Raw genomic sequence first — 25526 nt, forward strand, 5'->3', positions numbered from 1 at the left:
AGAAGTGGTGAATTATGCGCGTAATATTTATGGGCAGTCCCGATTATGCCCTGCCCAGTTTGAATCAGCTGCTGTCATCTCCTCATCAGGTGGTGGCAGTTGTGACCCAGCCGGACAGGCCCAAGGGCAGAGGGCAGCAAATGGCCTTTACTCCGGTAAAGGAACGGGCTTTAGCCAAAGGAATCCCGGTTTTGCAACCGCAAAAAATCAACGAGGGAGGTTTTATTGCTCAGCTTAAAGACCTTGCTCCCGATGTGTTGGTGGTGGTCGCTTACGGTCAGCTTTTAAATGAAGCATTGTTAACCATGCCTCCTAAGGGCTGTATTAATGTCCATGCCTCCCTTTTGCCCAAATATCGGGGCGCGGCGCCGATTCATTGGTCCATCATCCAAGGGGAGGATGAGACGGGTGTCACCACCATGCTCATGGATCGGGGTATGGATACCGGGGCGATGCTGCTCAAAAAAAAGGTACCTATCGAAAAGCAGGATACCGTGGGCAGTCTCCATGATAAATTAGCTGAGACAGGCGGGGAATTGCTCATGGAAACTCTGGCTTTACTGGACAATGATCAGATCAGGCCGGTTCCGCAAAGCCATGAGGAAGCTTCCTATGCTTCCCTTTTGGAGAGAGAGCATGAACAAATTATTTGGCAGAAAAATGCCCGGGAGGTGCACAATCAGGTGCGGGGTTTAAATCCCTGGCCGGGGGCTTACACCCTTTTTGGGGGCAAAACGATTAAAATTTGGGAAACCCAGGTGGAGGATGAAGGGGTTCAGGAACGTCCCGGACTGGTGCTTGATATCAGGAACGGTCAGGGTATTCTGGTGGCCTGTGGTCGTGGCAGCCTTTGGCTGCGTCTCCTTCAGCCTCAGGGGAAACGCCCCATGCCCGGTGAGGATTGGGCTCGCGGTGTGCGCCTCGAGAAGGGCAGTGTTTTAGGATGAAGGTTCAAACAATAAAAGATCAACCACAAGTAAGAAAAAGACTTTTTATCGGGCTCCTGCTCATCAGTTTATGTCTCATGGTTGGTTCGGTGGTTTTGATCTGGTTTCTCGCCATTCATCGGGAACTCATGTTTTACCGGGTGCTGCTGGTGCTTTTTGCCGCCATGCTCCTGGGTGTGATTCTATTAATCGGCTTGGGGATTATGGGCATGGTGCTCACCATCTACCAATCGAAAGCGTTTCCTTCTATGGAGGGGATGATGCGCATTGCCATTAATCTGATGTTTCCTGTGGCTCTTGGGGTGGGTCATGTGTTCGGACTGAACAAAGAACTGATTAAACGTTCCTTTATTGAGGTCAATAACCAGATGGTTTATTCCCATCAGTTTTATTTACAGCCGAATCAGATCATGATTCTGGCGCCCCATTGTCTCCAAAGGCATACCTGTCCCTATAAGATTACTATGGATGTGAGAAACTGCCAAAGGTGCGGAGCCTGTGTGGTCAATGATCTCCTGGACTTAACGGATTATTATGGGGTAGCTTTGGTGGTCGCCACCGGGGGACCCTGGCCAGAAAATTTATTGAGAAGTATCGTCCCCAGGGCATTGTAGCCATTGCCTGTGAGCGGGATTTAACCAGCGGCATTATTGATGTTAATCCCCTGCCGGTTTTAGGGATTTTGAATATCCGGCCGGAAGGGCCCTGCCTGAATACCACCGTCTCATTGGAACAGGTAGAGGATGGGATCCGCTATTTTTTACCGGTAGGAGCTAAGGAAATGCACAAGTTTGGAAAAGTGAAAATCGCTGAGGAGGTTTAATTATAATGTTTTTTTGGGATCCGACTTTTATTTTATTGATTCCCGGGATCATTCTTGCGGGCTGGGCCCAGTTAAAGGTCACATCAACCTTTGATAAGTTTAACCGGGTCAGATCATTAAACGGCATCACCGCCGCTCAGGCGGCCCGTCAAATATTAAATCAACAAGGCCTGGAAGCGGTTGGGGTGGAAATGGTTCCCGGGAAGTTATCTGATCATTACGACCCCAGGGATAGGACATTGCGTTTGTCACAGGAAGTTTACGGCAGTACTTCCCTGGCCGCCATTGGTGTTGCCGCCCACGAGGCGGGGCACGCCGTTCAGCATGATGTTAATTATGCGCCCATGGCCATTCGCTCTTCTTTGGTGCCTGTGGCCCAATTTGGCAGCAATGCAGCCTGGATTTTGCTCTTAATCGGGCTGTTAATGGGGATACCCAGCCTGGCTCGCATTGGTGTCTATGCCTTTGCCGCCGTGGTTTTATTCCAGCTGGTGACCTTGCCTGTGGAATTTAATGCCTCCAGCCGGGCCTTGGCTCTTTTGGAAGGGGGAGGTTATTTAACCAGGGAAGAGATTCCGCAAACGAAAAAAGTGCTGGATGCGGCTGCTCTGACCTATGTCGCCGCCGCCCTGATGGGCATTTTACAATTAATCCGTTTGATTATCATTTCCGGCATGGGGAGAAGTGATGACTAAAACCGAAAAAACAGGGCCGTCTCCCCGGGAGACTGCCCTCCTCATTCTTTACCAGGTGGCGGAAAAAGGTGCTTTTGCCAATCTGGAACTGAACAAGGTCCTGAACCGGGGCACTTACCGGGGGCTGGATCGTTCTTTTATTACCGAACTGGTCTACGGCACCATCCGGATGCAGGGACGGATCGATTATATTTTAGGTCTGTTTATTAAGAAACCCTTAAATACCCTGCCCCTGTGGATCCTATTGATTTTACGTTTGGGTGTTTATCAAATTATGTTTCTCGATAAGGTGCCGGAACGGGCTGCAGTTAATGAGTCTGTTAAGCTGGCGAAAAAGTACGGTCATGCCGGTACGGTGAAGCTTGTGAACGGGGTGCTGAGAAATATCACTCGTCAAAAAGATCAAATCGTATATCCTTCCCTGGAACAGGATCCGGTGAATCATATTGCTCTTCTCTATTCCCATCCCCAGTGGATGGTAGAGGGCTGGCTGGAGCAATTCGGCCGGGAGGAAACCCTGGAGCTATGTGCCTGGAATAATACCTCCCCCCAGGTGACCCTGCGCACCAACACCTTAAAAACGACCCGGGAAGGTCTCTTATTACGCTTGAAAGAGGAGGGGGTGGCAAGCCGCCCGGGGAGGTTTGTCCCGGAGAGCATCATCCTGGAAGAAGTGACCGCCATTGCCTCTTTACCATCTTATCAGGAAGGCTTATTTCAGGTGCAGGATGAGGGATCCATGCTGGTGGCCCATGTTTTACAGCCATCACCGGGCAGCCGCATGCTGGATCTCTGTGCCGCTCCGGGAGGGAAAACCACCCATGTTGCCCAGCTGATGAAAAACCAGGGGGAGATCAAGGCCTTTGATCTCTATCCCCATAAATTATCCTTAATCGACGAAAGCTGTAAGAGGCTGGGCATCACCATCGTGGAAACAGCGGTCCAGGATGGTACCCAATTACCGGATTCTCTCACCCACTGGGCGGATTATTGTTTGGTGGATGCCCCCTGTTCCGGCTTAGGGGTGCTAAGAAGACGGCCTGACGCCAGATGGAATAAGGAAAAGGGAGATATCGGCGCCTTGGCCGCCATCCAAAAAAAGCTGCTCTCTGCTGCCGCCAAGACCGTAAAACCCGGGGGGATTCTCGTTTATTCCACCTGCACCATTACCCCGGAAGAAAACGAAGCATTGGTGTGCTGGTTTTTAAGGGAGCATGAGGATTTTGCCCTGGATCCCATTGATCAGATTTTGGGTTTCCCTTTAGGAGATTTAGGAGATCATGAAAAGCCGTCCCAGGGAATGTTGCAGCTTTATCCCCATCGCCATGGCACCGACGGCTTGTTTATGGCCCGCATGAAAAAAAGGCACGAGGTTAAGTAAAATGTTGGATTTATTAGGCGCAGATCTTGCCGATCTGGAAAACTTGACAAATGAATTAAATCTTCCCCGATTTCGAGCCAAACAGCTCTTTCATTGGGTTCATCGGCAGGGAGTCACGGCCATTGGTGAGATGAGTAATATTCCCGGGAAGCTTCAGGAAATACTAAGTGAAAAAGCTTTTATTACCCGGCCTAAGCTGATTACAACTTCCAAGTCAAAAAAGGGAGATACCATTAAATTTCTTTTAAAATTCTCCGACGGGGTGATGGTAGAAACCGTGCTTATGACCTATGAACGAACCGCAAGCCGGGACCGCAATACCGTTTGTGTCAGTACACAGGCGGGATGTGCCATGGGTTGTGTCTTTTGCGCCACGGGCATGGATCGGATGGAAAGAAATCTCACGGCAGGAGAAATTATGGCTCAGGTCTGGACGGCCCAAAGGTATTGCCGGGAATATAAACTGGACCAGGTGACTAATGTGGTGTATATGGGTATGGGTGAGCCTTTGGCCAACTTACCGGTGGTATTAAAGAGCATTCATCTTTTAAACCATCCGGAAGGATTGGGGATTGGGATGCGCCGGATGACTATTTCTACCTGCGGCCTGGTACCTCAGATTTATCAGTTAGCCGACGCAGCATTGCCCGTCACCCTGGCGGTGTCCCTGCATGCACCGGATAATGAAGGCCGGAGCTCCTTGATGCCTATTAATAAAAAATACCCCTTGGAGGAAGTTTTAAAAGCAGCGGATTATTATGCAGAAAAAACAGGCCGCCGGGTAACCTATGAATACGCACTTTTTCGCGGTGTCAATGACAGTGAGGAAGATGGAGCAAAACTATGCCGTTTAATGCACAATCGTTTGGCTAATGTCAATATTATTCCTTCCAATGAGGTGCCGGAGAGCGGTTTTCAATCGCCGGAACCGGAAGTTTTGGCCAAATTTGTACAAAAACTGGCTGCATGCGGGGTGAATGCTGTGGTCAGAGAAGAAAAAGGCGGGGATATCAATGCTGCCTGCGGACAATTAAGAAGAAGAATAAGAGGCAAATAAGAGTAATCTGCCCAACAGATAGTTTTACACAGACTTGATGATGATAAAGAGGTGTAAGCATGTACGCAGAAGTGGTATCGGATGTGGGTTTGGTACGAAAAAATAATGAGGATTCCCTGTGGTGTGATTTGGAACAGCAGCTTTTTGCTGTGGCAGATGGCATGGGCGGCAGTTTGGCAGGAGAGGTGGCCAGCAAGATGGCCATTGAAACTGTAGCCCAGATGGTTGCTCTTCCCTCCAATGATCCGCCCGGGGAGATTCTGCGTCATTCATTTTATCAGGCTAACAACAGTATTTTTCAGCAATCCCGTGAGCACAAGGAGTATTCCGGCATGGGCACCACTATGTCCGCCCTTTGGATTGTGGACGGGAAAGCTTATTTTTGTCATGTGGGGGACAGCCGGATTTATTTGATCAGAGAAGGAAAAATCCGTCTTCTGACCCAGGATCATTCCCTGGTGGGGGAATTGATGCGCGGGGGCGGACTTACGGAAGTAGAAGCCATGACCCATCCCCAAAAGAATGTGCTCACCCGCGCTTTGGGTGTTAATGCCCATGTGGAAGTGGACACCATGGAACTGGATACATATGGAGGAGATTATTTTATTCTGTGCACCGATGGATTGTCAAATCTCATCCGTTCTGAAGAAATGATTGCTCTTTTGACCCCGGGAAAAAGGTTGAGAGCAGCTGCTGATGAACTGCTTAAGCTGGCATTGGCACGGGGCGGTTCTGATAATATTACCGCCATTTTGATTTATCGCGTGAGCGTTTCTTAAACCAATTTTAGTGCATTAGATGCCTTGAAAAGCGAGGTGAACATGATGATCGGAAAGAAGTTTGGCAACCGTTATGAAATTATCGAAAAATTAGGTTCCGGCGGTATGTCCATTGTTTATAAGGGGTTAGATACCCTTTTAAACAGATGGGTAACCATCAAAGTGTTACGGGAACAGTTTGCCAGTGATGAAGATTTTGTTAGACGATTTCACCGGGAGGCTCAATCTGTTGCCAGTCTTTCCCATATTAATATTGTCAGCATCTATGATGTGGGCTTTGAGTTGGACCTGCATTACCTGGTGATGGAATATGTGGAAGGCCGGAATCTAAAAGAGTATATTCGTGAGCAAGGGAAATTAACGCCTGAGGAAGCGGTTCCCATTGCCATCCAAATTCTTCATGCCTTGGAACACGCACATGAACATCATGTGGTGCATAGGGATATTAAGCCCCATAATATCCTGTTAACGATGGACGGCCGGGTGAAGGTCACTGATTTTGGCATTGCCCGGGTCGCCAATGAAGCGACCATGACATATTCCGGTACCATGGTGGGTTCCGTGCAGTATATTTCCCCGGAACAGGCCAAAGGACTGTCCGTAGGACCGAAATCGGATTTATACTCGGCCGGGGTGGTCTTGTACGAAATGCTTACCGGACATCTGCCTTTTGAAGGGGAAAGTCCCATCGCTGTTGCCTTGCAGCACATTCAGGAGGAACCCCCTTCCCCCAGTGCCTTGGTTGAGGATATTCCTATGGAGCTGTCCCATGTGATTCTCAAGGCCATGGAAAAAAATCCGGATTTGCGCTATGCTTCAGCTGACGCCATGGCTTTTGATTTAGAAAAAATATATACGGGCAAGAGTCACGAAATTAATATGATCAAGGAAAAGCAAAACCTAAGCGAGGATACGGTGGAAATTCCTGCGGTCAGATCCGGCAACGGATCTCCGGAAGGAAAAAAGATTCCTGAAGAGGAAAAAACTCCGCCCCCTAAGAAGAAAAAATTAAAACCCCAGGCGACTTGGGGGATTATCGGCGCTGCAGTCTTGATCTTTTTATTGCTGGGCTGGGGTGCCTATGCTCTGCTTACCGGCTTTTTCAACGTTGGGGAAGCGAGAATGCCTGATATGAGGGGAAAATCCCTGATTGAAGCCAAGGCCGAATTAAAAGAGGCCGGTTTAGAACATACCTTGACGTATAGTTTCCATGATACGATAAAAAAGGATCATGTTATATCTCAGACTATTGAGCCTAATCAAATGGTTAAAAAAACCAATGTAGTGGGCTTGGTGATCAGTAATGGGCCGAAAACTACCCGGGTACCCAATGTGGTGGGTAAAACACAACGGGAAGCCGTTGTTGAGCTGAACAACAGAAACCTGCAGGGTGATTTCAGTGAAGCCTTTGATGATCGGGTGCCTGCCGGGACGGTGATTTCTCAGCAGCCGGAAGCCGGCGTGGATGTTCCGGAAAAAACCATGGTGACGGTAGTGGTGAGTAAAGGCAAAGAACTCAAATACCTGCCTATGCCCGATTTATTAAATAAATATCTGGATGAAGCCGAGAAAATCCTGAAAGACTTAGGGTTATCCATTGGTAAAGCGGAAGAGCGGGAAAGCAATGAATATTTCCCTTCCCAGATCATGAGCCAGGAGATCAAGGCTGGAGATATGGTGCTGGAGGGGGATAAAGTAAATGTTCAGGTCAGCAGCGGGCCTGGTCCTATGGCACAGATGGCTCGGGTGACTTATGATATCCCCCCTGATGGTGAGACTCATCGTTTGAGAATTATCGTTTCTGATCTCAAGGGGGAGCGTACCGAATATGATCGGGTACACCAGCCGGGAGATTTTATCGATCAGCAGGTGCCCTTTTTCGGCAAAGGGAAAATCGATGTTTATGTGGATGATGAATTAGGAATAAGTGAAAACGTGCCATAATGTGATAAAGGAGGCTTCATGGAAGAAGGCATTTTAATTAAGTTTTACGGCGGATTTTACTACGTAAAAGCAGGAGATCAATTATGGGAATGCTCCCTTAGGGGCAGATTTCGTAACCAAAAGCAAAATATACTGGCGGGGGATCGGGTCTTGATCACTTTTCGGGACGAAAAAACGGGGGTGATTGAAAAAATCCTGCCCCGTACCAGTGAATTAAACCGGCCTTCCGTGGCCAATGTGGAGCAGGTGTTGATTGTTTTTGCCCTGAAAAATCCCGACCCGGACTTTCTCTTGCTGGATCGTTTGCTTCTTATCAGCCGTCAGAAAAACCTGCCGGCTGCGGTGATCTTTAATAAGGCGGATTTGGCAACTAATGATGTAGCTACGGAAATCCTTCAAACCTATCAAAAAGCCGAATATGAAACGATCCTATGCAGCACCAAAACGGGACTGGGACTGGCAGATGTGGGTGCTGTTTTAAAGGATAAGATTTCGGTTTTTACCGGCCCTTCCGGGGCAGGGAAATCCAGCCTTTTAAACGCGGTCAGCTCCGGTTTAGCATTAAAAACCGGGGAGGTCAGCCAAAAAATCGGCCGGGGGAAGCATACCACCAGGCATGTGGAGCTTCTTCCCCTTGATTTTGGCGGATGGGTTGCCGATACCCCGGGTTTTTCCGTTTTGGAAACGCCGAGCATCTCCCGGGAAGAGTTGGATGACTTTTTCCCGGAGATCGGTGCCTACAGGGGCGGCTGCCGTTTCACCTCCTGCGTCCATCATAAAGAACCTGATTGTGCCGTGAAAGATGCTGTGGCAGCGGGAACAATTGATCCGGGCCGCTATCAAAGATATTTGCATTTTTTGCAGGAAGTGACTGAACAGGAAAGGAGATATTAGCATGATTAAATTGGCCCCCTCCCTTTTAGCGGCAGACTTCAGCCGGTTGGGGGAAGAGATTAAAATAATTGAGGAGGCCGGCGCAGATTATCTCCATCTAGACGTGATGGACGGTCATTTTGTGCCCAATCTTACCTTTGGCTCAGGTCTGGTCAAAGATTTGCGGCCTCATTCCAACTTGTTTTTCGATGTGCACCTGATGATTGAAAATCCCGATCAATTCGCGGAGGCCTTTGTGGTGGCGGGGGCCGATTTGCTTTGTGTACATCAGGAAACATGTCCCCATTTACATCGCACCATTCAAAATATCAAGGAATTAGGCGTTAAAGCAGCGGTGTCTCTCAATCCGGCCTCATCCTTATGCGGGATTGAGGAAATTTTGCCGGAGCTGGATATGGTACTTTTAATGAGTGTCAATCCGGGTTTTGGAGGACAAAAATTTATTCCTTCCGTGCTAAAAAAAATTGAAAGCTTGCACAAGATGATCCGGGAACGTGAATTGGATATTGATATTCAGGTGGACGGGGGGATTTGTTTAAGTAATGTGGGCGATGTGGTCACAGCCGGTGCTAATGTGCTGGTGGCCGGTTCGGCGGTGTTTGGTGCCCCGGATATTAAAAAAGCGGTGATAGATTTAAAGGAAGCGGCGGAAAAATCCTATCAGGCATATTGGCAGGAAGAACTGAAAAAAGTGGTCCAGCCTTTGGGTGAATCATAAAGTTCAATTTCATACAATCCTGTTCTCAAGGTGTGGTCTTTAACTTCAGCAGGTGTGTCCCCTGACGGGTAATGTGGGGATCTTACGGACTGAAATTACGGACTAAAAATCTTGCAATCATCCTTCAAATTGTGTATAATGTGTATCATAAACGTCAAAGAAAATCAAATTATATATATCCTTGGGGGATCGGTGAAATTCCGTATCGGCGGTAAAAACCCGCGAGCCAATTGGCTGATCCGGTGCAATTCCGGAGTCGACAGTTATAGTCTGGATGGGAAAGGATGTTAATCTGTGTTCTTGGACATAGATTCATATGTATTTGTCAAGCAATCCAATCATCCCTGGGGAAAACACCCGGGGATTTTTATTTTATTTCAGGAAAGCATAAATTTTAAAGGTTGAAAGCATAGGTGAAAGCGGTATCTTGCAGCACCTAAGGTTGTTATCCTAAGCGCAGCGAAGGATCTTGCCTTTTAAGATTTTCCCCTGCATTCAGGATAAGAAGTGAAGTAAAAAAAACAGTTATGTGGTTAACAGGAAGAAGGGGAAGCAAGTGAAAGTGACAGACGAACAATGGATGCAGCGGGCCATCAATCTGGCGCGAAAAGGAGAGGGCTGGACCTCTCCCAATCCCATGGTCGGAGCCGTCATTGTCCGGGAAGGACAAGTAGTGGGGGAAGGGTATCATCAAAAGGCGGGTACACCCCATGCCGAGATCCATGCCTTACAGATGGCGGGGACCAAGGCATTGGGCGGGACCATGTATGTCACTTTGGAACCTTGCTGTCACCATGGGCGAACTCCTCCTTGTACCGATGCCTTAATCAAGGCAGGTCTTAAGAAAGTGGTGGTGGCCATGGTGGATCCCAATCCTCAGGTAGCGGGGGGTGGTATCGCAAAGCTTCGGGCTGCCGGCATGGAAGTAGTTACCGGAGTTTTGGAAGATGAGGCCCGGGTTTTAAATGAAGTTTTTATTAAACAGATCACATCTCAGAGGCCATTTATTGCCTTTAAATCTGCGGTAACCTTAGACGGGAAAACATCTTCCTATACCGGAAGCTCCAAGTGGATTACGGGGGAGGAAGCCCGGATGGTTGGGCGTCAATTAAGGCATCGTTATGATGCTATCCTCACGGGAATTGGCACTGTGCTCGCTGATGATCCCCTGCTCACCACCCGGGTGCCGGGATTAAAAGATCCCCAGCGGGTGATTCTGGATTCTCGGTTGCGCATCCCAATGGAGGCTCAAGTGCTGGATACGAAAAGTGCGCCTACGCTGGTCTTCACAGGTGAAATTGCCGATGGCGAACCAAAAGCTGCTTTACTGGCGGAAAAAGGGGTGGAGGTAATTTCCTGCCCGGGATCAGAGGGTCAGGTGGATATTTTTTCTGTTTTGAAGATTTTATCCGAAAAAGGGATCACCAGTATTTTGATCGAGGGCGGGGCTCAAATTCAGGGTGCCTTCTTTGACCGAGAGCTGGTGGATAAGCTCTATGTTTTTATCGCTCCCAAACTTATCGGCGGTCACCATGCCCCCGGTATGCTGGGGGGCATGGGCATTGCGGAAATGGGCCATGCGGTTAGGGTTTATGATTTAAAGATGGATCAGATCGGAACAGATTTTCTCTTGACCGGCTATCCAGAATTCGGGGGTGATTGCAATGTTTACCGGATTGGTAGAAGAATTAGGCCGGGTGATCGGTCTGAAAAAAGGGCAAAATTCAGCCCGCATTATCCTCTCCGCCCAAAAGGTCTTGAAGGGGACAGTGATCGGTGACAGTATTGCTGTGAACGGGGTCTGCCTAACGGTAGTTGAGATCGGCCGTGATTATTTCCAGGCGGATGTGATGATGGAGACCCTTGGGAAAAGCAGCTTAGGGGATTTAAAATCCGGGGATCGCGTCAATTTGGAACGGGCCGTGCGTTTGGGCGACCGCTTAGGCGGACATATGGTCAGCGGTCATATTGATGGGGTGGGTACCGTAGGCCGCCAGGAAAAGCTGGATATTGCCCTGCTGACAGAAATTATGGCACCCGCCGGTGTCTTGAAATATATGATTCCTAAAGGTTCCATTGCTATAGATGGGGTTAGTTTGACTATCGTGGATGTGAAAAAGGACCGTTTTACCGTTTCTTTAATTCCTCATTCCGCCAAAATGACCACCTTGGGCTATAAAAAGAGCGGGGACACGGTAAATCTGGAAGGAGATATGATCGGGAAATATGTGGAGCGCCTGATGTTTTTCCAGGAAAACGAGCGGCAAGTAAAAAAATCATCGATTTCCTTGGAATATTTAGCGGAACATGGCTTTAGTTAGTGGTTAGTGATTAGTATTTAGTAGTTAGTAATTAGTGAATGGGAATTAGCATTAAAGAGCGGATATGTTGGCATCTATGATCCGTGGGTTTAAATATATTTATTTCATGCTTTTATACTTTTTAAAAGTATAAATTTTAGGTTGAAAGTATAAGTGCAACCTGGGCTTCCGTCGGTACCAGAGGTTTGACGTAAGCCAAGTTTTATCTATTTATTTGGTCAATAACAGAGGGAGGAAGAAAAATGAAATTAAATACCATCGAAGAAGCCATTGAGGAAATAAAAGCAGGAAAAATGGTCATTGTAGTAGACGATGAAGATCGGGAAAATGAAGGAGATCTGGTCATGGCGGCGGAAAAAGCCACGCCGGAGGCCATTAATTTCATGGCATCCCATGCCCGGGGTCTGGTATGTATGCCCCTGACTGCCGAAAGAATTAATGAGCTTAAGCTCGCACCCATGGTGGAGCATAATACGGATAATCATGAAACCGCCTTTACCATCTCTGTGGACGGACCAAAGTCCACCACCGGGATTTCCGCCTTTGAAAGATCCGACACGGTGCAGGCTATTCTTAACCCGAAATTACTGCCGGATGACTTAAAAAAACCGGGACATATTTTTCCCTTACGGGCCAAAGAAGGCGGGGTCTTAAAAAGAACAGGCCACACGGAAGCAGCGGTGGATTTGGCTAGATTAGCCGGCTTGTATCCGGCAGGGGTGATCTGCGAAGTGATGAACGAAGACGGCACCATGGCGCGTCTCCCCCAATTAATGGAGTTTGCAGAAAAATATCAACTAAAAATCATCACCATCGCCGACCTCATTCAATACCGCCGCAAAACGGAAAAGCTGGTGCACCGGGAGGTGACTACAAAACTGCCAACTCATTATGGGGATTTTACGGCGGTGGGCTATTCCAATGATATTGACCCTCATACCCATATCGCCTTGGTGAAAGGAGAAATCTCCCCGGATCGGCCGGTTTTGGTGCGGGTTCATTCAGAATGTCTCACCGGGGATGTTTTTGGATCTGCCCGCTGTGATTGCGGGGATCAATTGGCGACGGCTATGAGCATGATTGAAGCAGAGGGAGCAGGGATCCTGCTTTATATGCGCCAGGAAGGACGAGGCATAGGACTCTTAAACAAATTAAAAGCTTATCATCTTCAGGATGAGGGCAAGGATACGGTAGAAGCCAATTTGGCACTTGGATTTCCAGCTGATTTAAGAAACTATGGCATCGGAGCCCAGATCTTGGCGGATTTGGGGGTCAAGAAAATCCGCTTGATCACTAATAACCCACGAAAAATTAAAGGTTTGGAAGGCTATGGACTGGAAGTGGTTGAGCGGGTACCATGCGAAATTTGCCCCAATAGCAATAATTCCTTTTATTTACACACCAAAAAAGAAAAATTGGGACATCTTCTCCATGAGGCGAGCAATTAACCTGGATACCCATACGCCGGGAAAGAGAGAATCAGGTTACAGTATGGAAAAGGATAAGAAATATTATAAAACGACATTTCAGATGCATTTAATTTATGAGGAGGAATATTCATGGCAAAGATCTTCGAAGGAAATTTAATTGGAGAAGGATTAAAATTTGGTATTGTGGCCGCCAGATTTAACGAATTTATCACCGGGAAACTGGTATCAGGCGCTCTGGATGCCTTGACACGACACGGGGTCAACCCGGATGATATTGAAATTGCCTGGGTGCCGGGAGCTTTTGAAATCCCTCTGGCAGCCAAGAAAATGGCACGCCGCAACTATGATGGGGTGCTTTGCCTGGGAGCGGTGATTCGGGGTGCCACGCCCCATTTTGACTATGTGGCCTCAGAGGTAGCCAAGGGAGTGGCTCATGTGGGATTGGAACAGGATAAACCGGTAATTTTTGGTGTGATTACAGCGGATACCATTGAGCAGGCCATTGAAAGAGCCGGAACCAAAGCGGGCAATAAAGGCTGGGATGCCGCCATGGCTGCCTTGGAGATGGCCAACCTGCTGAAAGAAATTTAACGAGGAAAAGGTGTGGCTGCGCTTGTCTGACCGAAATATAAAGCGATGCGTGCTGATTGCCCACGGCGATATGCAAGATCATTTCTGGCACAAGGCCCAAATACAGGAATCAGATTTTATTGTCTGCGCTGACGGAGGTACCAGATATGCCCTTTTAATGGGGATTGTCCCGGATATCGTCCTGGGAGATTTTGATTCTCTTACCCCGGATGTGAAAGCTGTTTTGGAGGGTACGGATTGTCAAATCAGTTCTTTCCCCAAAGAAAAGGATATGACGGATACTGAGCTGGCCCTGCAATGCTGTTTGGATCAGCATCCGGAGGAGATTGTTTTGATGGGGACTTTAGGCACCCGGATTGATCACAGCCTGTCCAATATTTTATTACTCTTCGGGGTTCCCGATGGGGTGCGGGTGAAAGTGATCAATGAGCAAAATGAAATCATGCTCTTAAAAAAGAAACTTACTTTTTCCGGAGCACCTGGAGACCTGGTTTCCATTATCCCCCTCTCCTATGAACTGAAAGGGGTCTCTACCCGGGGTTTGAAGTATATGCTGCGTGATGATACCATTTTTTTAGGAACCTCCCGGGGGGTGTCCAATGAAATGGCGGATAGTGAAGCGATGATTGAAATCAAGGAAGGGATTGCCCTGGTGATTAAAGCCTGGGAGAAACCGAGAGTCTTGGAATTTGATCAATGGGATCTGAACGGAATGGAAAAATCATGACCAACTAACTAACCAACCAACCAACTAACCAACCTATTTTATGAATATTACAAAAATACTATTCTTTTTGATTGAGGATAGTATTTTTTTGTTTAGAAAGAAAATTCCGGTTCATCCCACTCCAAAGTTTGATCCAAGCTGAGGATTCTCATATAGATTAGAAAGAGGAATTGGGAAATCCAACAAATCGTTAATCAGAATAAAAGAAAATTTTTACATTATGATACATGTATATTTGACTGCATTAGTTTAAACTCCAATATAGATAAGTATTTAATGATGAAAGAAATAAGACAACTGGAAGCTATAAGTTATGGCAAATGATTAAATGTTGGCAGGTGAATTGGTCCATACAAACTTCCGGTTTTGAAGAAAGGGGCCGTTTATTTCAGAATTGGATTGGAGAAAACCTGGGATAATCATGAATTGGAGGAGGGACGCGTGCCAAAAAGATATGCTGATAAAATTTATCTCAATGGAACCGTTATCACTGTAGACAAGATGGATCGAATTGTTCAGGGATTGGCCCTTAAAGATGATAAAATTTTAGCAGTGGGTGACAATAAGGAAATTATAGCTTTATCAGGACTGGAAACAATAATTGTCGATTTGGCGGGCAAGACCATGATTCCGGGATTTTATGATGCTCATGGACATTTTAGTTTTGCCTCTGAACAATTGCTCAAGGTGAATCTCTCAAGTCCGCCGGTGGGGGAAAAGGTCAGCATCGATGACTATATCGCCGCATTAAAAGAAAAAGCTGCACAAACACCCTCTGGTGATTGGATCTATGGCACGGGATATGATGATACTTTGATTCATGAGATGCGTCATCTCACTAGAGATGATTTTGACAAGGTATCAACGGAGCATCCGATCTGGATCAGTCATGTATCTTTTCATATGGGGGTTGGGAACAGCAGAGCTTTAGCAATTAAGGGGATCACCAAGGATACTCCTAACCCGGAAGGGGGCGTGATTGTCAGAGATTCTGTGACTGGTGTACCCACAGGTTTGATGGAGGAAACAGCTATGAACCTGGTGCAAGGTTCCTTCAACATGGATCTTTCCCAGGATCAAAGAATGGCCGCTTTTAACAGGGCCGCACAGGTTTACGCCCAAGCAGGTGTTACCACTGCTTCAGATGGTTTGGTGCAATCATTAAAATTAATTGAATCATATCAACAAGGAGTAAGGGATCGTCATCTGAAGATTCGGGTAGCCCTGAATCCCGCCTTTGAAACCATTGTTGGTGGTAAAACAGTTTATCCTGATAACATTAACTAATAACAAAATGAGGTGAAATATATGCAGATTGTATTAGGCTGTATTATTGGTTATCTTATCTTAACAAATATCATTGGACTTGCTGTGGGGCGGCGGGTAAAATCCACTCCGGATTTTCTGGTCGCCAGCAGTAATTTTGGTTGGGTTTTTTTGGTGGCTATTCTTTGCGGTGCCTGGGAAGGTTCCGGAGCTTCCATCGGTATTACCCAGCAAGCTTATGATAAAGGGATCTACCCTGGTTTTTATACCGGCTTTTTCACCATTGGGTTAGTGCTGGCGGCGCTTTTTTTTGTGCCGATTTTGCGTAAATTAAAAATTCTCACCTTACCGGAATTTATCGGTGAGATGTACGGCGAAGCGGGACGTAAGATTACGGCGGTTTTGTGGCTGGCCCAGGATTTGATCGTTCTTGCCATGCAGTTTTTAGGAGCTGCCGGGATTTTTTCCGGATTATTCGGGATTCCCATGCACTGGGGTATGTTGATTACTTTGATCAGCGTGGGTGCTTACATGGTCATGGGGGGTATGGTTGCTGCCGCATGGACAAATATGCTGCACACCCTTGTCATGCTTTTATCCGCAGTCATTGCTGTTCCTTTGGCCATGAATTTTGGCAGCGGCTTCCAGACTGTTGTTGATACTCTCCCCCAATCCTATTTCCATGTACAAGGCATGGGTATGTCTACCTTGATGGGTTGGTTTCTGGCGGTAGCAGCCGGGCCTATTATCCACCAGATCACTTTCAGTACGGCTGCCAGTGCCAAAAACGACAAAGAAGCCAAAAATAGTTTCTTTATTTCCGCATCCATTATTGCTCTTTATTCCGTGCCCTTTGCAATTTTGGGCGTTGTTGCCAAAACTTATTTGCCGGAAGGCACCAGCCTTACTGCTCTGCCTATGATTGCGATGGAGATCAGCCCTTGGTTTGCCGGTTTCTTATTGTCCGCAGTTATGGCAGCCATTCTTTCCACCTTAGCACCGATGCTGTTTTCTGCTCCAACCATTTTCATTAATGATATTTACAAACCAATGAAGAAAAATACCACTGAAAAAGAACTGCTCATGGTGTCCAGAATCAGTTCGCTCGTAACTCTGCTCATCGGCTTGGGATTGGCAATGCTGGTGAAATCCATTGTCGCGGCCACCGTATTTGCCTTTACCTTCCGATTGGTGCTTCTTTTAGGAGTGGTTATTCCTTTGATGTTCGCCTCTCTGAAATTTATCACCGTACCAGGAGGCCTTTTAGGGATTGCCCTGGGCGCAATCGCACCTACCTTATCTCAATTTGTTTTCCAATCCTCTATTCCCGGCATGTATTGGTCTGTGCTTGGGATGGTGGTAGGGATTATTGTAGGGAGTCTTTTCACCCGCGGCAAAGGCCGATATATCAAGACGATCTGGGATTATATCAAGGATCGGCAAATGATGGAACATAAGGACAATATTTTAGGTTGATAAAGGAGGTAGAATTTTATGTGGCCGCTTACAGAAGTGCATACAACAGCTGCAGTTTGGACCGGTTTTTTTACCCTCTGGGCGATGGTGATTCTCGGGCCTATTGTGATTGCCGGGATCATTAACAAAGTTTGGTGGAAGGGTCATTTTAATTTGAAGGTCGCCGAAATTGAACAAGAGATACAAGCAAAAAAGAAGTCGGACAAAATTGTTTCCAACGGACAGGGTAAAGGAAAAATCAAAGGTAAGCACACCAATCAAACCATGTAATAATCAAGAAGAGACAGTTTCTGAAGGCATCAGATCTAATAACGGTTAAATATGGGGATACTGTCGGGTTAGTAAAGAAATTGCCATCAGAGACTTATCTTTGGATGGCAATTTCAATTTTATTTTAAATGCCGGAAGTTCGACTTGCTTGGTTAAATGCCGGACAAAACTTATATTTAAAAAAGGAGAGTGTCGATACCATGAATGTTTATCCCTGGCAAGATCTTTTAAGTAAAATAAATCCGGATGAAGTTGTAAAAGTGGTACAAGATATGGTACGTTTGAAAAGCATCAATCCTCCTGGACTGGAAAAGGGAATGTCGGAGTATGTTAAAAACTATATGATTTCAAAAAACATTCCTACGGAAACACTGGAATTTGCAACTGATCGTTATAATGTGATTTCCCGCTTGAAAGGAAAAGGAGAAGAGAATCCCATTATTTTTACCGGACATATGGATGTTGTACCTGTTAGTAAGGATGAAGAGAAGCGTTGGCAGACCGACCCTTTTGGCGGGGAAATCTTCGATGGTAATTTGCACGGACGGGGTTCTTCCGATATGAAAGCCGGTTTAGGAGCGGCGATGGTAGCTATGGGTTATTTGGCGGAAAACGGTATTGTGCCTCCGGGAGATATTATTCTGGTGGCTACTGTGGATGAGGAAGCTTTAATGGGGGGTGCCAAATCCATCATTAAAACCGATGTGGTTGCCGATGCTAAAAATGTGGTTGTTTGCGAACCCACCGGTATGGAGCTGGTGACCTGCTGCCGGGGGCGAACCTGGGCGGATATTACGGTGAAAGGACTGACCGCGCATGCCTCCCAAAAAGGAGCCGGGATCAATGCTATTGACCGCACATTGATGCTGATGAACAAAATGGCGGGTTATGAGATTCCCCATCAGGAACATCCTTATCTGGGCACCTCCTTTTGGCAGATCACTGTAATTAAGGGAGGTGTCGAACCGGCGATTGTTCCGGACAGATGTACGATCACGGTGGATGCCAGATTGGTGCCGGGACAAATGCCCCAGGATATTTGGAATTTGATGGAGCAGCTGATTGCTGAAATCAAGGAAGAGGTGCCGGATTTCGAGGCAGAAATTGAAATATTGGATCAGCGGGAACCTTGGGTAACCCCGGCAGATGACCCGATGATCCAAAAAATCAAGGGAGCATATGAAGTGTTATCCATGCCTTACCGGGAAAACGGTTTCTCGGGCACTACCGACGGGACAATTTTTCGCCGCATCGGGATGGAGGCTGTGATTATCGGACCGGGGGATCTGGCTTGTGTTCACAAGGAAAATGAAAAGGTATCTTTGGAGCAATTAGCTCAGGCAGTTCAATTGTATCTGATAACCATGCTGATTTAGTAGATTTAGAAGGGTATGCCGAGCTCAAGTCCGGTGTAATATTCTCAGGATCAGGCGGAGGATAACCTCCCTCTAATCACATATTGGGAAACTTATCAGACACATGACATTTTGTATAATGAGATAGTATAGGGAATTGACAATGTGCGCAATGCAATCTTCATATGATTAGTGTAAACTCAAGATATGGTTATGAGTGTAATATGTTTTCGGTAATAAGTTAACATTTTTTGTTCTGTACAGGCAGTATTTTAAAAATGAATTATATTAAGGGAGGAATAAATAATGAAGTTTCAAGGATTAACACTGGGAGTACCTACCGAGATCATGCCCGGCGAAAGACGTGTGGCAGCGATTCCCGAAACGGTAAAGAAAATGGTGGCGGAAGGCGCCAAGGTTATCGTGGAAAAAGGAGCCGGAGATGGTTCGTATTTTGCTGATGCAGATTACCAGGCCGCCGGTGCAGTTTTAGTCGACAAAGCCCAAGCTGTTTATGACCAATCCGATATCATCCTGAAAGTAAAAGAACCCTTGATGAATAATAATACCGGTAAGCATGAAATTGAAATGATGAAAAAGGGTCAGGTGCTGGTCACCTTTATTCATCCCGCCTCCCCTGTCAACCATGAAATGGTCAAGGCCATGTCTGCCAAAGGAATTGTTGCCTTTACTTTAGACGGCGTACCCCGTATTTCCCGGGCACAAAACATGGACGCCTTAACTTCCATGAGCACCGTTGCCGGCTATAAAGCAGTATTATTGGCTGCTAACAGACTGTCGAAATTTATGCCCATGGTAGGGACTGCCGTAGGCATGATTAAACCGGCCAATGTTTTAGTAATCGGTACCGGTGTTGCCGGTCTGCAGGCTGTTGCTACTGCCAAGAGAATGGGCGCTGTGGTCACGGCTGCCGATATTCGCCCGGCTGCTCGGGAACAAGCCCAAAGCTTGGGTGCTAAGATTTTAGACCTGGGAATTCCGGATGAATTGGCCGTCGCTGAAGGCGGATATGCCAACAGACTTTCTGATGAATGGTTAGTTAAAGAGCGAGAAGCATTGAAAGCAGCGGTTGCCGATTCCGACATCCTTGTTTTGACCGCTTTGATCCCAGGGAAAATCGCTCCGATCTTAATCACTGAGGATATGGTAAAATCCATGCGCCCCGGTTCCGCGATTGTGGACGTATCCATTGACCAAGGCGGTAACTGCGAAATGACTGATCCCGGAAAGGTATTCGAACTAGGCGGCATCAATATTGACGGCACCAAAAATATTCCCGGGATGATGCCCACCAGTTCCACCTGGATGTTCTCCCATAACATTTACAATTATGTGGCCAATCTTTGTCAGGACGGCAAAGTTAATATCAACCTGGAAGATGAAATTCTGGCACAATCCCTGGTCTGCAAGGACTGCAAGCTAGTCCATGCCGGAACTTTGGAAGCAATGAATATGTAATTGAAATGATTAAAGGGGTCTCAGGTTAAGCCTGAGACCTAATTTTTAGATCAAGAGAATGTAATTAAAAGGGAGGAAAAATAATGGATGCTTTAGTATTAGTAGTGCTCTTTGTTGTAGCCACTATTGCCGGATACAAAGTTATCAGCAATGTACCCAGCCTGCTCCATACGCCGTTAATGTCCGGTATGAATGCCCTTTCCGGGGTTACAGTACTGGGCGGCTTGGTAGCTACAGCCTTAGCTTTGGTTGACGGGCTTAAATTGATAGGCTCAATTTCTATCGTATTGGCCACTATTAACACTGTTGGGGGGTTTTATGTCACCCATAGAATACTGAAAATGTTCAAGGGAAGGGGTTGAGATGATGAGTGTAATAATGTATTTTATCATATCTGTTATTTTAGCGCTTTTTATTCTTTATGATTTATTCTTGATGAGTTCTCCTAAAACAGCAGTTAAAGGAAATATTATCGGGGCAGGGGCCATATTTATAGCTATTATCGTTACCCTTTATTATTATCAAATAATTGGGTTAGGTATTTTATGGATTTGCCTTTTAATCGGCGGGGCAATTGGATTATATCTGGGCGGAAGAGTCAAAATGATCCAAATGCCGGAAATGGTAGCATTTCTCCATGGCTTAGGCGGCTTAGCAGCAGTACTCTTGTCTATTACCGTGTTAACGAATCCTGTGGAAATCACCACCTTTACCTTGACAACAGGAATGCTGGCTTTGGTGGTAGGGGGTCTTACCTTTAGCGGCAGTATGGTGGCAGCATCAAAATTGCACGGGGTTATCTCTTCTAAACCGGTGGTTTTCCCCGGACATAATACCATCAGCATCATCACAATATTCGTGATGTTACTCTCCGTATTATTATCGGTAATTTGGCCTCATTATTTGATTCCCATCTTAGCCTTTAGTTTAATCGTCTCCTTGTTTTTCGGCTATTTGTTTACCATTCGGGTGGGCGGAGCGGATATGCCTATTACGATCTCCTTGCTCAACTCTTGTTCCGGGGTTACGGGAGCGATGGTAGGTATGGCCACCTATGATCCTTTGCTTGTAGCCGGAGGAGGTATTGTAGCTTCTGCCGGTTATCTTTTAACGGAAATCATGTGCCGGGCTATGAACCGGAGCTTATTAGATGTACTGGCAGGGAAAACTACCCTCAGCGGGAAAAGCGGCGGTGCTAAAGGCGGTGGGTTGCCTAAAAAAGAAGAATCAGCAGTAAAGCAGGAAAAGGCTGCGATTGCGCAGAAAAAGACACCCCAACAAATACTGGGCGAAGCAAAAAGTGTGATTCTGGTACCGGGTTACGGCGTGGCTTTGGCTCAAGCCCAATTTGAAGTTAAGAAGCTGGCGGATAAGCTGGAGAAACAGGGGAAAGTAGTGAAATTTGCCATTCATCCAGTGGCGGGCCGCATGCCGGGGCATATGAATGTACTTTTGGCGGAAGTGGACGTACCTTATGATCAGCTCTATGAAATGGATGCCATCAATCCGGAATTTGCCGCAACCGATGTGGTGATCGTTGTGGGGGCCAATGACGTCGTGAACCCGGCCGCCAACACAGCGGAAGGCTCACCGATCTACGGCATGCCGATTCTAAACGTGGATCAGGCCAAGCATGTGATTGTGTGCAATTATGATACCAAGCCCGGATATGCCGGAGTGGATAATCCTCTCTACAGCAACGATGAAAATGTGACTTTAATTCTGGGGGATGCCAAAGCAACGATTGGGCAGCTGAACGACTCCTTAGATGGAAAAAACCCTCAGCAAGCAGGATCTCAGTCCCAAGGCGGACAGGATCAATATCAGGCTCTGCGCGATGCAAAACGGATCATCATTGTGCCCGGTTATGGTATGGCTTTGGCTCAAGCTCAATTTGAAGTGAAAAAGCTGGCGGATAAGCTGGAGAAACAGGGTAAAGATGTGAAATTTGCTATCCATCCCGTGGCGGGCCGCATGCCGGGGCATATGAATGTGCTTTTGGCGGAAGTGGATGTACCTTATGATCAGCTTTATGAAATGGATGCCATCAATCCGGAATTTGCCTCAACCGATGTGGTGATCGTTGTGGGGGCCAATGACGTAGTGAACCCGGCCGCCAATACGGCGGAAGGCTCACCGATCTACGGCATGCCGATTTTAAATGTGGATCAGTCCAAGCACGTGTTCATCTGCAATTTTGACACCAAGCCCGGTTATGCCGGAGTGGATAATCCTCTTTACAGCAACCAGGACAAAGTAACACTGCTCCTGGGGGATGCCAAGGATACGGTGGCAAAACTGGACATTGCTCTGGATGCCCAGGAAACACCCGATGAAGCCACCCCGATGACCAAACAGGACCAATATCAAGCTCTGCGCGATGCGAAACGAATCATTATTGTGCCCGGCTATGGTATGGCTTTGGCTCAAGCTCAATTTGAAGTCAAGAAGCTGGCGGATAAGCTGGAGAAACAGGGTAAAGATGTGAAATTTGCCATCCATCCTGTGGCGGGCCGCATGCCGGGGCATATGAATGTGCTTTTGGCGGAAGTGGATGTACCTTATGATCAGCTCTATGAAATGGATGCCATCAATCCGGAATTTGCCTCAACTGATGTGGTGATCGTTGTGGGAGCCAATGACGTGGTGAACCCGGCTGCCAATACGGCGGAAGGCTCGCCGATTTACGGTATGCCGATTTTAAATGTGGATCAGGCCAAGCACGTGATCATCTGCAATTTTGACACCAAGCCCGGTTATGCCGGAGTGGATAATCCTCTTTACAGCAACCAGGACAAAGTAACACTGCTCCTGGGGGATGCCAAGGATACGGTGGCAAAACTGGACATTGCTCTGGATGCCCAGGAAACACCCGATGAAGCCACCCCGATGACCAAACAGGACCAATATCAAGCTCTGCGCGATGCGAAACGAATCATTATTGTACCCGGGTATGGGATGGCTTTGGCTCAAGCCCAGTTTGAAGTCAAGAAGCTGGCGGATAAGCTGGAGAAACAGGGTAAAGAAGTGAAATTTGCCATCCATCCTGTGGCGGGCCGCATGCCGGGGCATATGAATGTGCTTTTGGCGGAAGTGGATGTACCTTATGATCAGCTCTATGAAATGGATGCCATCAATCCGGAATTCGCCGCAACCGATGTGGTGATCGTTGTGGGAGCCAATGACGTGGTGAATCCGGCCGCCAACACGGCGGAAGGCTCACCGATCTACGGCATGCCGATTCTAAACGTGGATCAGGCCAAGCACGTGATCATCTGCAATTTTGATACCAAGCCCGGTTATGCCGGGGTGGATAATCCTCTTTACAGTAACCAGGACAAAGTAACACTGCTCCTGGGGGACGCCAAGGAAACCGTGGCCCAATTAGATTCTGAGATCAACTAATCATGGGCTTTGTGATCTTGACAATATTGATAAAAACAACAGGTGACATTTTGTAAAATCAAAAGTTCAATCCCTTAAACATTGTGGTCAATGCATCTTTGATCAAAATGGTGTACACTTATGACTAAGGAAAGAAGAAGATTATAAATTCAGAAACAACAAATTTATAAAATAATAACTTCAAGGAGGTTTTTAAAAAATGGCAAAAGTTAGAATGACACCCAGTGAAGCAATGACAGAAGTGCTCTTGCAAGAAGGCGTCGATCACGTAACAGGGATTGTAGGATCTGCATTTATGGATATGTTGGATCTATGGCCCACAGCAGGTATTAAATTCTATCCCGTGCGGCACGAACAAACTGCCGCTCATATGGAAGACGCTTATGGCCGCATTACCGGTAAAGCCGGTGTTTGTATCGGACAAAATGGACCTGGGATGACCAACATGGTGACCTCAGTAGCTGCTGCTAATATGGCTCATACCCCCATGGTTGTAATCGGCCCTTCCGCCGGTTCCTCCACTGTAGGCTGGGACGGTTTCCAGGAATGTAATCAAGTACAGGTATTTAAAGCGGTCACCAAAGCGGTTTTACAGGTTACTCATCCCAGCAGAGCTGGAGATGTCATGAGAACAGCCTTCCGTACCGCTTATGCAGAACGTGGCCCGGTATATGTGGATGTACCCCGTGACTTTTTCTACGGAGAAGTAAATGAAGAAATTCTGCCCCCATATCGCTATCGTGCATTGAATACCCGAGGCGCCGGGGATCCGGTGGAATTGGCTCGAGCCGCTGAAATCCTGGCCAACGCCAAGAATCCGGTGATCATTTCCGGTCGTGGTGCGGTAGACTCAGAAGCCTTTGATGAAATTAAAGCATTGGCAGAACATTTATCTGCTCCGGTAGCAGTTAGCTATCTCCATAATGATGCTTTCCCGGCAGATCATCCCCTGTGGGTAGGACCTATTGGTTATATGGGTTCCAAAGCAGCCATGTATGCTGTGAAGGATGCGGATGTGATTTTGGCTGTAGGTTGCAGACTATCCGTTTTTGGTACTCTGCCTCAGTATGATATCAACTATTTCCCGGAAGATGCCAAGATCATCCAAATTGATGTTAATCCCAAACAGATCGGCCGCCGTCATCCCGTGGAAGTTCCCATTGTGGGCGATGCTAAACTTGCTGCCAGTGAACTATACAAACAATTAAAGGCTAAGGGTGATCGTCAGCCGGATGCCGGAAGATTGGCTAAAGTTAAAGAATTACAGAATAACTGGAATCAGGAACTTAAAGATTTGGCCATGGAACCGGGAACACCCATGAATCCTCGCCGAGTGCTCTATGAAATAAGCGGCATGATGCCTGGAAACGGTATTCTTTGCACCGACATTGGGAACGTTTCCTCCACTGCCAACAGCTACTTTAAATTTACCCAATCCAGGAGACATATTGCTGCTTTGACCTTTGGTAACACCGGTTTTGCTTATCCCGCAGGCCTGGGTGCCCAATTGGCTGATCCGGAAAGCCCGGTTGTATGTATCATCGGTGACGGTGCCTGGGGCATGAGCTTGCACGAAATCAGCACTGCTGTTGAGCACAATCTGCCGGTTATCGCCTGTGTATTCAGAAATATGGGCTGGTGTGCAGAAAAGAAAAACCAAATCGACTTCTACAACAACCGTTTCGTCGGCGTTGATATCCCCAATCCTATCAGCTTCGTGCCGGTAGCTCAGGCATTAGGTGCTGAGGGAGTCAGAATTGAAAAAGAAGATCAGATTCAGGGCGCATTTGAGCAAGCCTTGGCTTCCAGAAAGCCCACCGTGCTGGAATTCTGTGTGGATGGAACGCAGTTGGCACCTCCCTTCAGAAAGGATGCTTTGGCATTACCGACCCGTCATTTAGAAAAATATGCTCACTTGGATTACAGAAACTGGGATAAATAAAAAAACAAATAGATTCTTATTTTAGA

At 47.0% G+C, this 25526-nt stretch carries 21 protein-coding genes, 1 pseudogene and 1 riboswitch; all 22 genes and pseudogenes read left to right on the forward strand.

Features of this window, described 5'->3' with window-relative positions:
- Positions 1-14 precede the first annotated feature (14 nt).
- The 22 genes and pseudogenes from fmt to xsc all read left to right on the forward strand — a co-directional run bounded on the left by fmt (position 15) and on the right by xsc (position 25500).
- Positions 15-947 (forward strand): methionyl-tRNA formyltransferase, encoded by a 933-nt coding sequence (gene fmt, locus CEQ75_RS09510; RefSeq protein ID WP_089610131.1) that lies wholly within the window; start codon positions 15-17, stop codon positions 945-947.
- Positions 948-1228: 281 nt separating this feature from the next.
- A pseudogene (locus CEQ75_RS09515) lies at positions 1229-1770 on the forward strand (DUF116 domain-containing protein).
- Positions 1771-1775: 5 nt separating this feature from the next.
- Positions 1776-2465 (forward strand): zinc metallopeptidase, encoded by a 690-nt coding sequence (locus CEQ75_RS09520; RefSeq protein WP_089610133.1) that lies wholly within the window; start codon positions 1776-1778, stop codon positions 2463-2465.
- The gene (gene rsmB, locus CEQ75_RS09525; RefSeq protein WP_089610135.1) at positions 2458-3846 is read left to right on the forward strand and encodes a 16S rRNA (cytosine(967)-C(5))-methyltransferase RsmB; all 1389 of its coding nucleotides are present in this window, start codon (positions 2458-2460) and stop codon (positions 3844-3846) included. Before CEQ75_RS09520 ends, rsmB begins: the two co-directional genes overlap by 8 nt.
- A 1-nt stretch (position 3847) precedes the next feature.
- A complete protein-coding gene (gene rlmN / locus CEQ75_RS09530; RefSeq protein WP_089610137.1) occupies positions 3848-4903 on the forward strand; it encodes a dual-specificity RNA methyltransferase RlmN in 1056 nt (351 codons plus the stop codon).
- A 59-nt stretch (positions 4904-4962) separates the two neighbouring features.
- Positions 4963-5682: a Stp1/IreP family PP2C-type Ser/Thr phosphatase gene (locus CEQ75_RS09535; protein ID WP_089610139.1), complete on the forward strand. Its 720-nt coding sequence runs from the start codon at positions 4963-4965 to the stop codon at positions 5680-5682.
- 42 nt (positions 5683-5724) lie between these two features.
- Positions 5725-7626: a Stk1 family PASTA domain-containing Ser/Thr kinase gene (gene pknB, locus CEQ75_RS09540; RefSeq protein WP_089610141.1), complete on the forward strand. Its 1902-nt coding sequence runs from the start codon at positions 5725-5727 to the stop codon at positions 7624-7626.
- Positions 7627-7644: 18 nt separating this feature from the next.
- Entirely contained in the window at positions 7645-8520 is an 876-nt protein-coding gene (rsgA, locus tag CEQ75_RS09545) for a ribosome small subunit-dependent GTPase A (RefSeq protein ID WP_089610143.1), read from the forward strand.
- A gap of 1 nt (position 8521) precedes the next feature.
- On the forward strand, positions 8522-9238 hold the full coding sequence (gene rpe / locus CEQ75_RS09550; protein ID WP_089610145.1) for a ribulose-phosphate 3-epimerase: 717 nt from the start codon (positions 8522-8524) through the stop codon (positions 9236-9238).
- A 173-nt stretch (positions 9239-9411) separates the two neighbouring features.
- Positions 9412-9528: riboswitch (FMN riboswitch) on the forward strand.
- Between the two features lie 266 nt (positions 9529-9794).
- Entirely contained in the window at positions 9795-11018 is a 1224-nt protein-coding gene (gene ribD, locus CEQ75_RS09555; RefSeq protein ID WP_242965080.1) for a bifunctional diaminohydroxyphosphoribosylaminopyrimidine deaminase/5-amino-6-(5-phosphoribosylamino)uracil reductase RibD, read from the forward strand.
- The gene (locus tag CEQ75_RS09560) at positions 10903-11559 is read left to right on the forward strand and encodes a riboflavin synthase (RefSeq protein ID WP_089610147.1); all 657 of its coding nucleotides are present in this window, start codon (positions 10903-10905) and stop codon (positions 11557-11559) included. The genes ribD and CEQ75_RS09560 overlap by 116 nt, the downstream gene beginning before the upstream one ends.
- A 242-nt stretch (positions 11560-11801) precedes the next feature.
- A complete protein-coding gene (locus tag CEQ75_RS09565; RefSeq protein ID WP_089610149.1) occupies positions 11802-13007 on the forward strand; it encodes a bifunctional 3,4-dihydroxy-2-butanone-4-phosphate synthase/GTP cyclohydrolase II in 1206 nt (401 codons plus the stop codon).
- Positions 13008-13118: 111 nt separating this feature from the next.
- Positions 13119-13580, forward strand: coding sequence for a 6,7-dimethyl-8-ribityllumazine synthase (gene ribH / locus CEQ75_RS09570; protein WP_089610151.1), 462 nt, complete (start codon positions 13119-13121; stop codon positions 13578-13580).
- Positions 13581-13602: 22 nt separating this feature from the next.
- Positions 13603-14307, forward strand: a complete 705-nt coding sequence (locus CEQ75_RS09575; protein WP_157677397.1) for a thiamine diphosphokinase — start codon at positions 13603-13605, stop codon at positions 14305-14307.
- Between the two features lie 441 nt (positions 14308-14748).
- Positions 14749-15594 (forward strand): amidohydrolase, encoded by an 846-nt coding sequence (locus CEQ75_RS09580; protein WP_157677398.1) that lies wholly within the window; start codon positions 14749-14751, stop codon positions 15592-15594.
- 21 nt (positions 15595-15615) lie between these two features.
- Entirely contained in the window at positions 15616-17049 is a 1434-nt protein-coding gene (locus CEQ75_RS09585) for a sodium:solute symporter family protein (RefSeq protein ID WP_089610156.1), read from the forward strand.
- A gap of 18 nt (positions 17050-17067) precedes the next feature.
- The gene (locus CEQ75_RS09590) at positions 17068-17319 is read left to right on the forward strand and encodes a hypothetical protein (protein WP_089610158.1); all 252 of its coding nucleotides are present in this window, start codon (positions 17068-17070) and stop codon (positions 17317-17319) included.
- Positions 17320-17519: 200 nt separating this feature from the next.
- Complete coding sequence (locus CEQ75_RS09595) at positions 17520-18695, forward strand: M20 family metallopeptidase (RefSeq protein WP_157677399.1); 1176 nt, start codon at positions 17520-17522, stop codon at positions 18693-18695.
- Between the two features lie 285 nt (positions 18696-18980).
- Positions 18981-20153, forward strand: a complete 1173-nt coding sequence (locus tag CEQ75_RS09600; RefSeq protein WP_089610162.1) for an NAD(P) transhydrogenase subunit alpha — start codon at positions 18981-18983, stop codon at positions 20151-20153.
- 83 nt (positions 20154-20236) lie between these two features.
- Positions 20237-20515, forward strand: a complete 279-nt coding sequence (locus CEQ75_RS09605; protein ID WP_089610164.1) for an NAD(P) transhydrogenase subunit alpha part 2 — start codon at positions 20237-20239, stop codon at positions 20513-20515.
- Position 20516: 1 nt separating this feature from the next.
- Positions 20517-23558, forward strand: a complete 3042-nt coding sequence (locus tag CEQ75_RS18945) for an NAD(P)(+) transhydrogenase (Re/Si-specific) subunit beta (protein ID WP_242965082.1) — start codon at positions 20517-20519, stop codon at positions 23556-23558.
- Between the two features lie 199 nt (positions 23559-23757).
- Positions 23758-25500 carry a sulfoacetaldehyde acetyltransferase gene (gene xsc, locus CEQ75_RS09615; RefSeq protein ID WP_089610166.1) on the forward strand — a complete coding sequence of 581 codons (1743 nt, stop codon included), beginning with the start codon at positions 23758-23760 and terminating at the stop codon, positions 25498-25500.
- Positions 25501-25526: the final 26 nt, after the last annotated feature.

The sequence above is a fragment of the Dehalobacterium formicoaceticum genome (assembly GCF_002224645.1).
Lineage (GTDB): Bacteria > Bacillota > Dehalobacteriia > Dehalobacteriales > Dehalobacteriaceae > Dehalobacterium > Dehalobacterium formicoaceticum.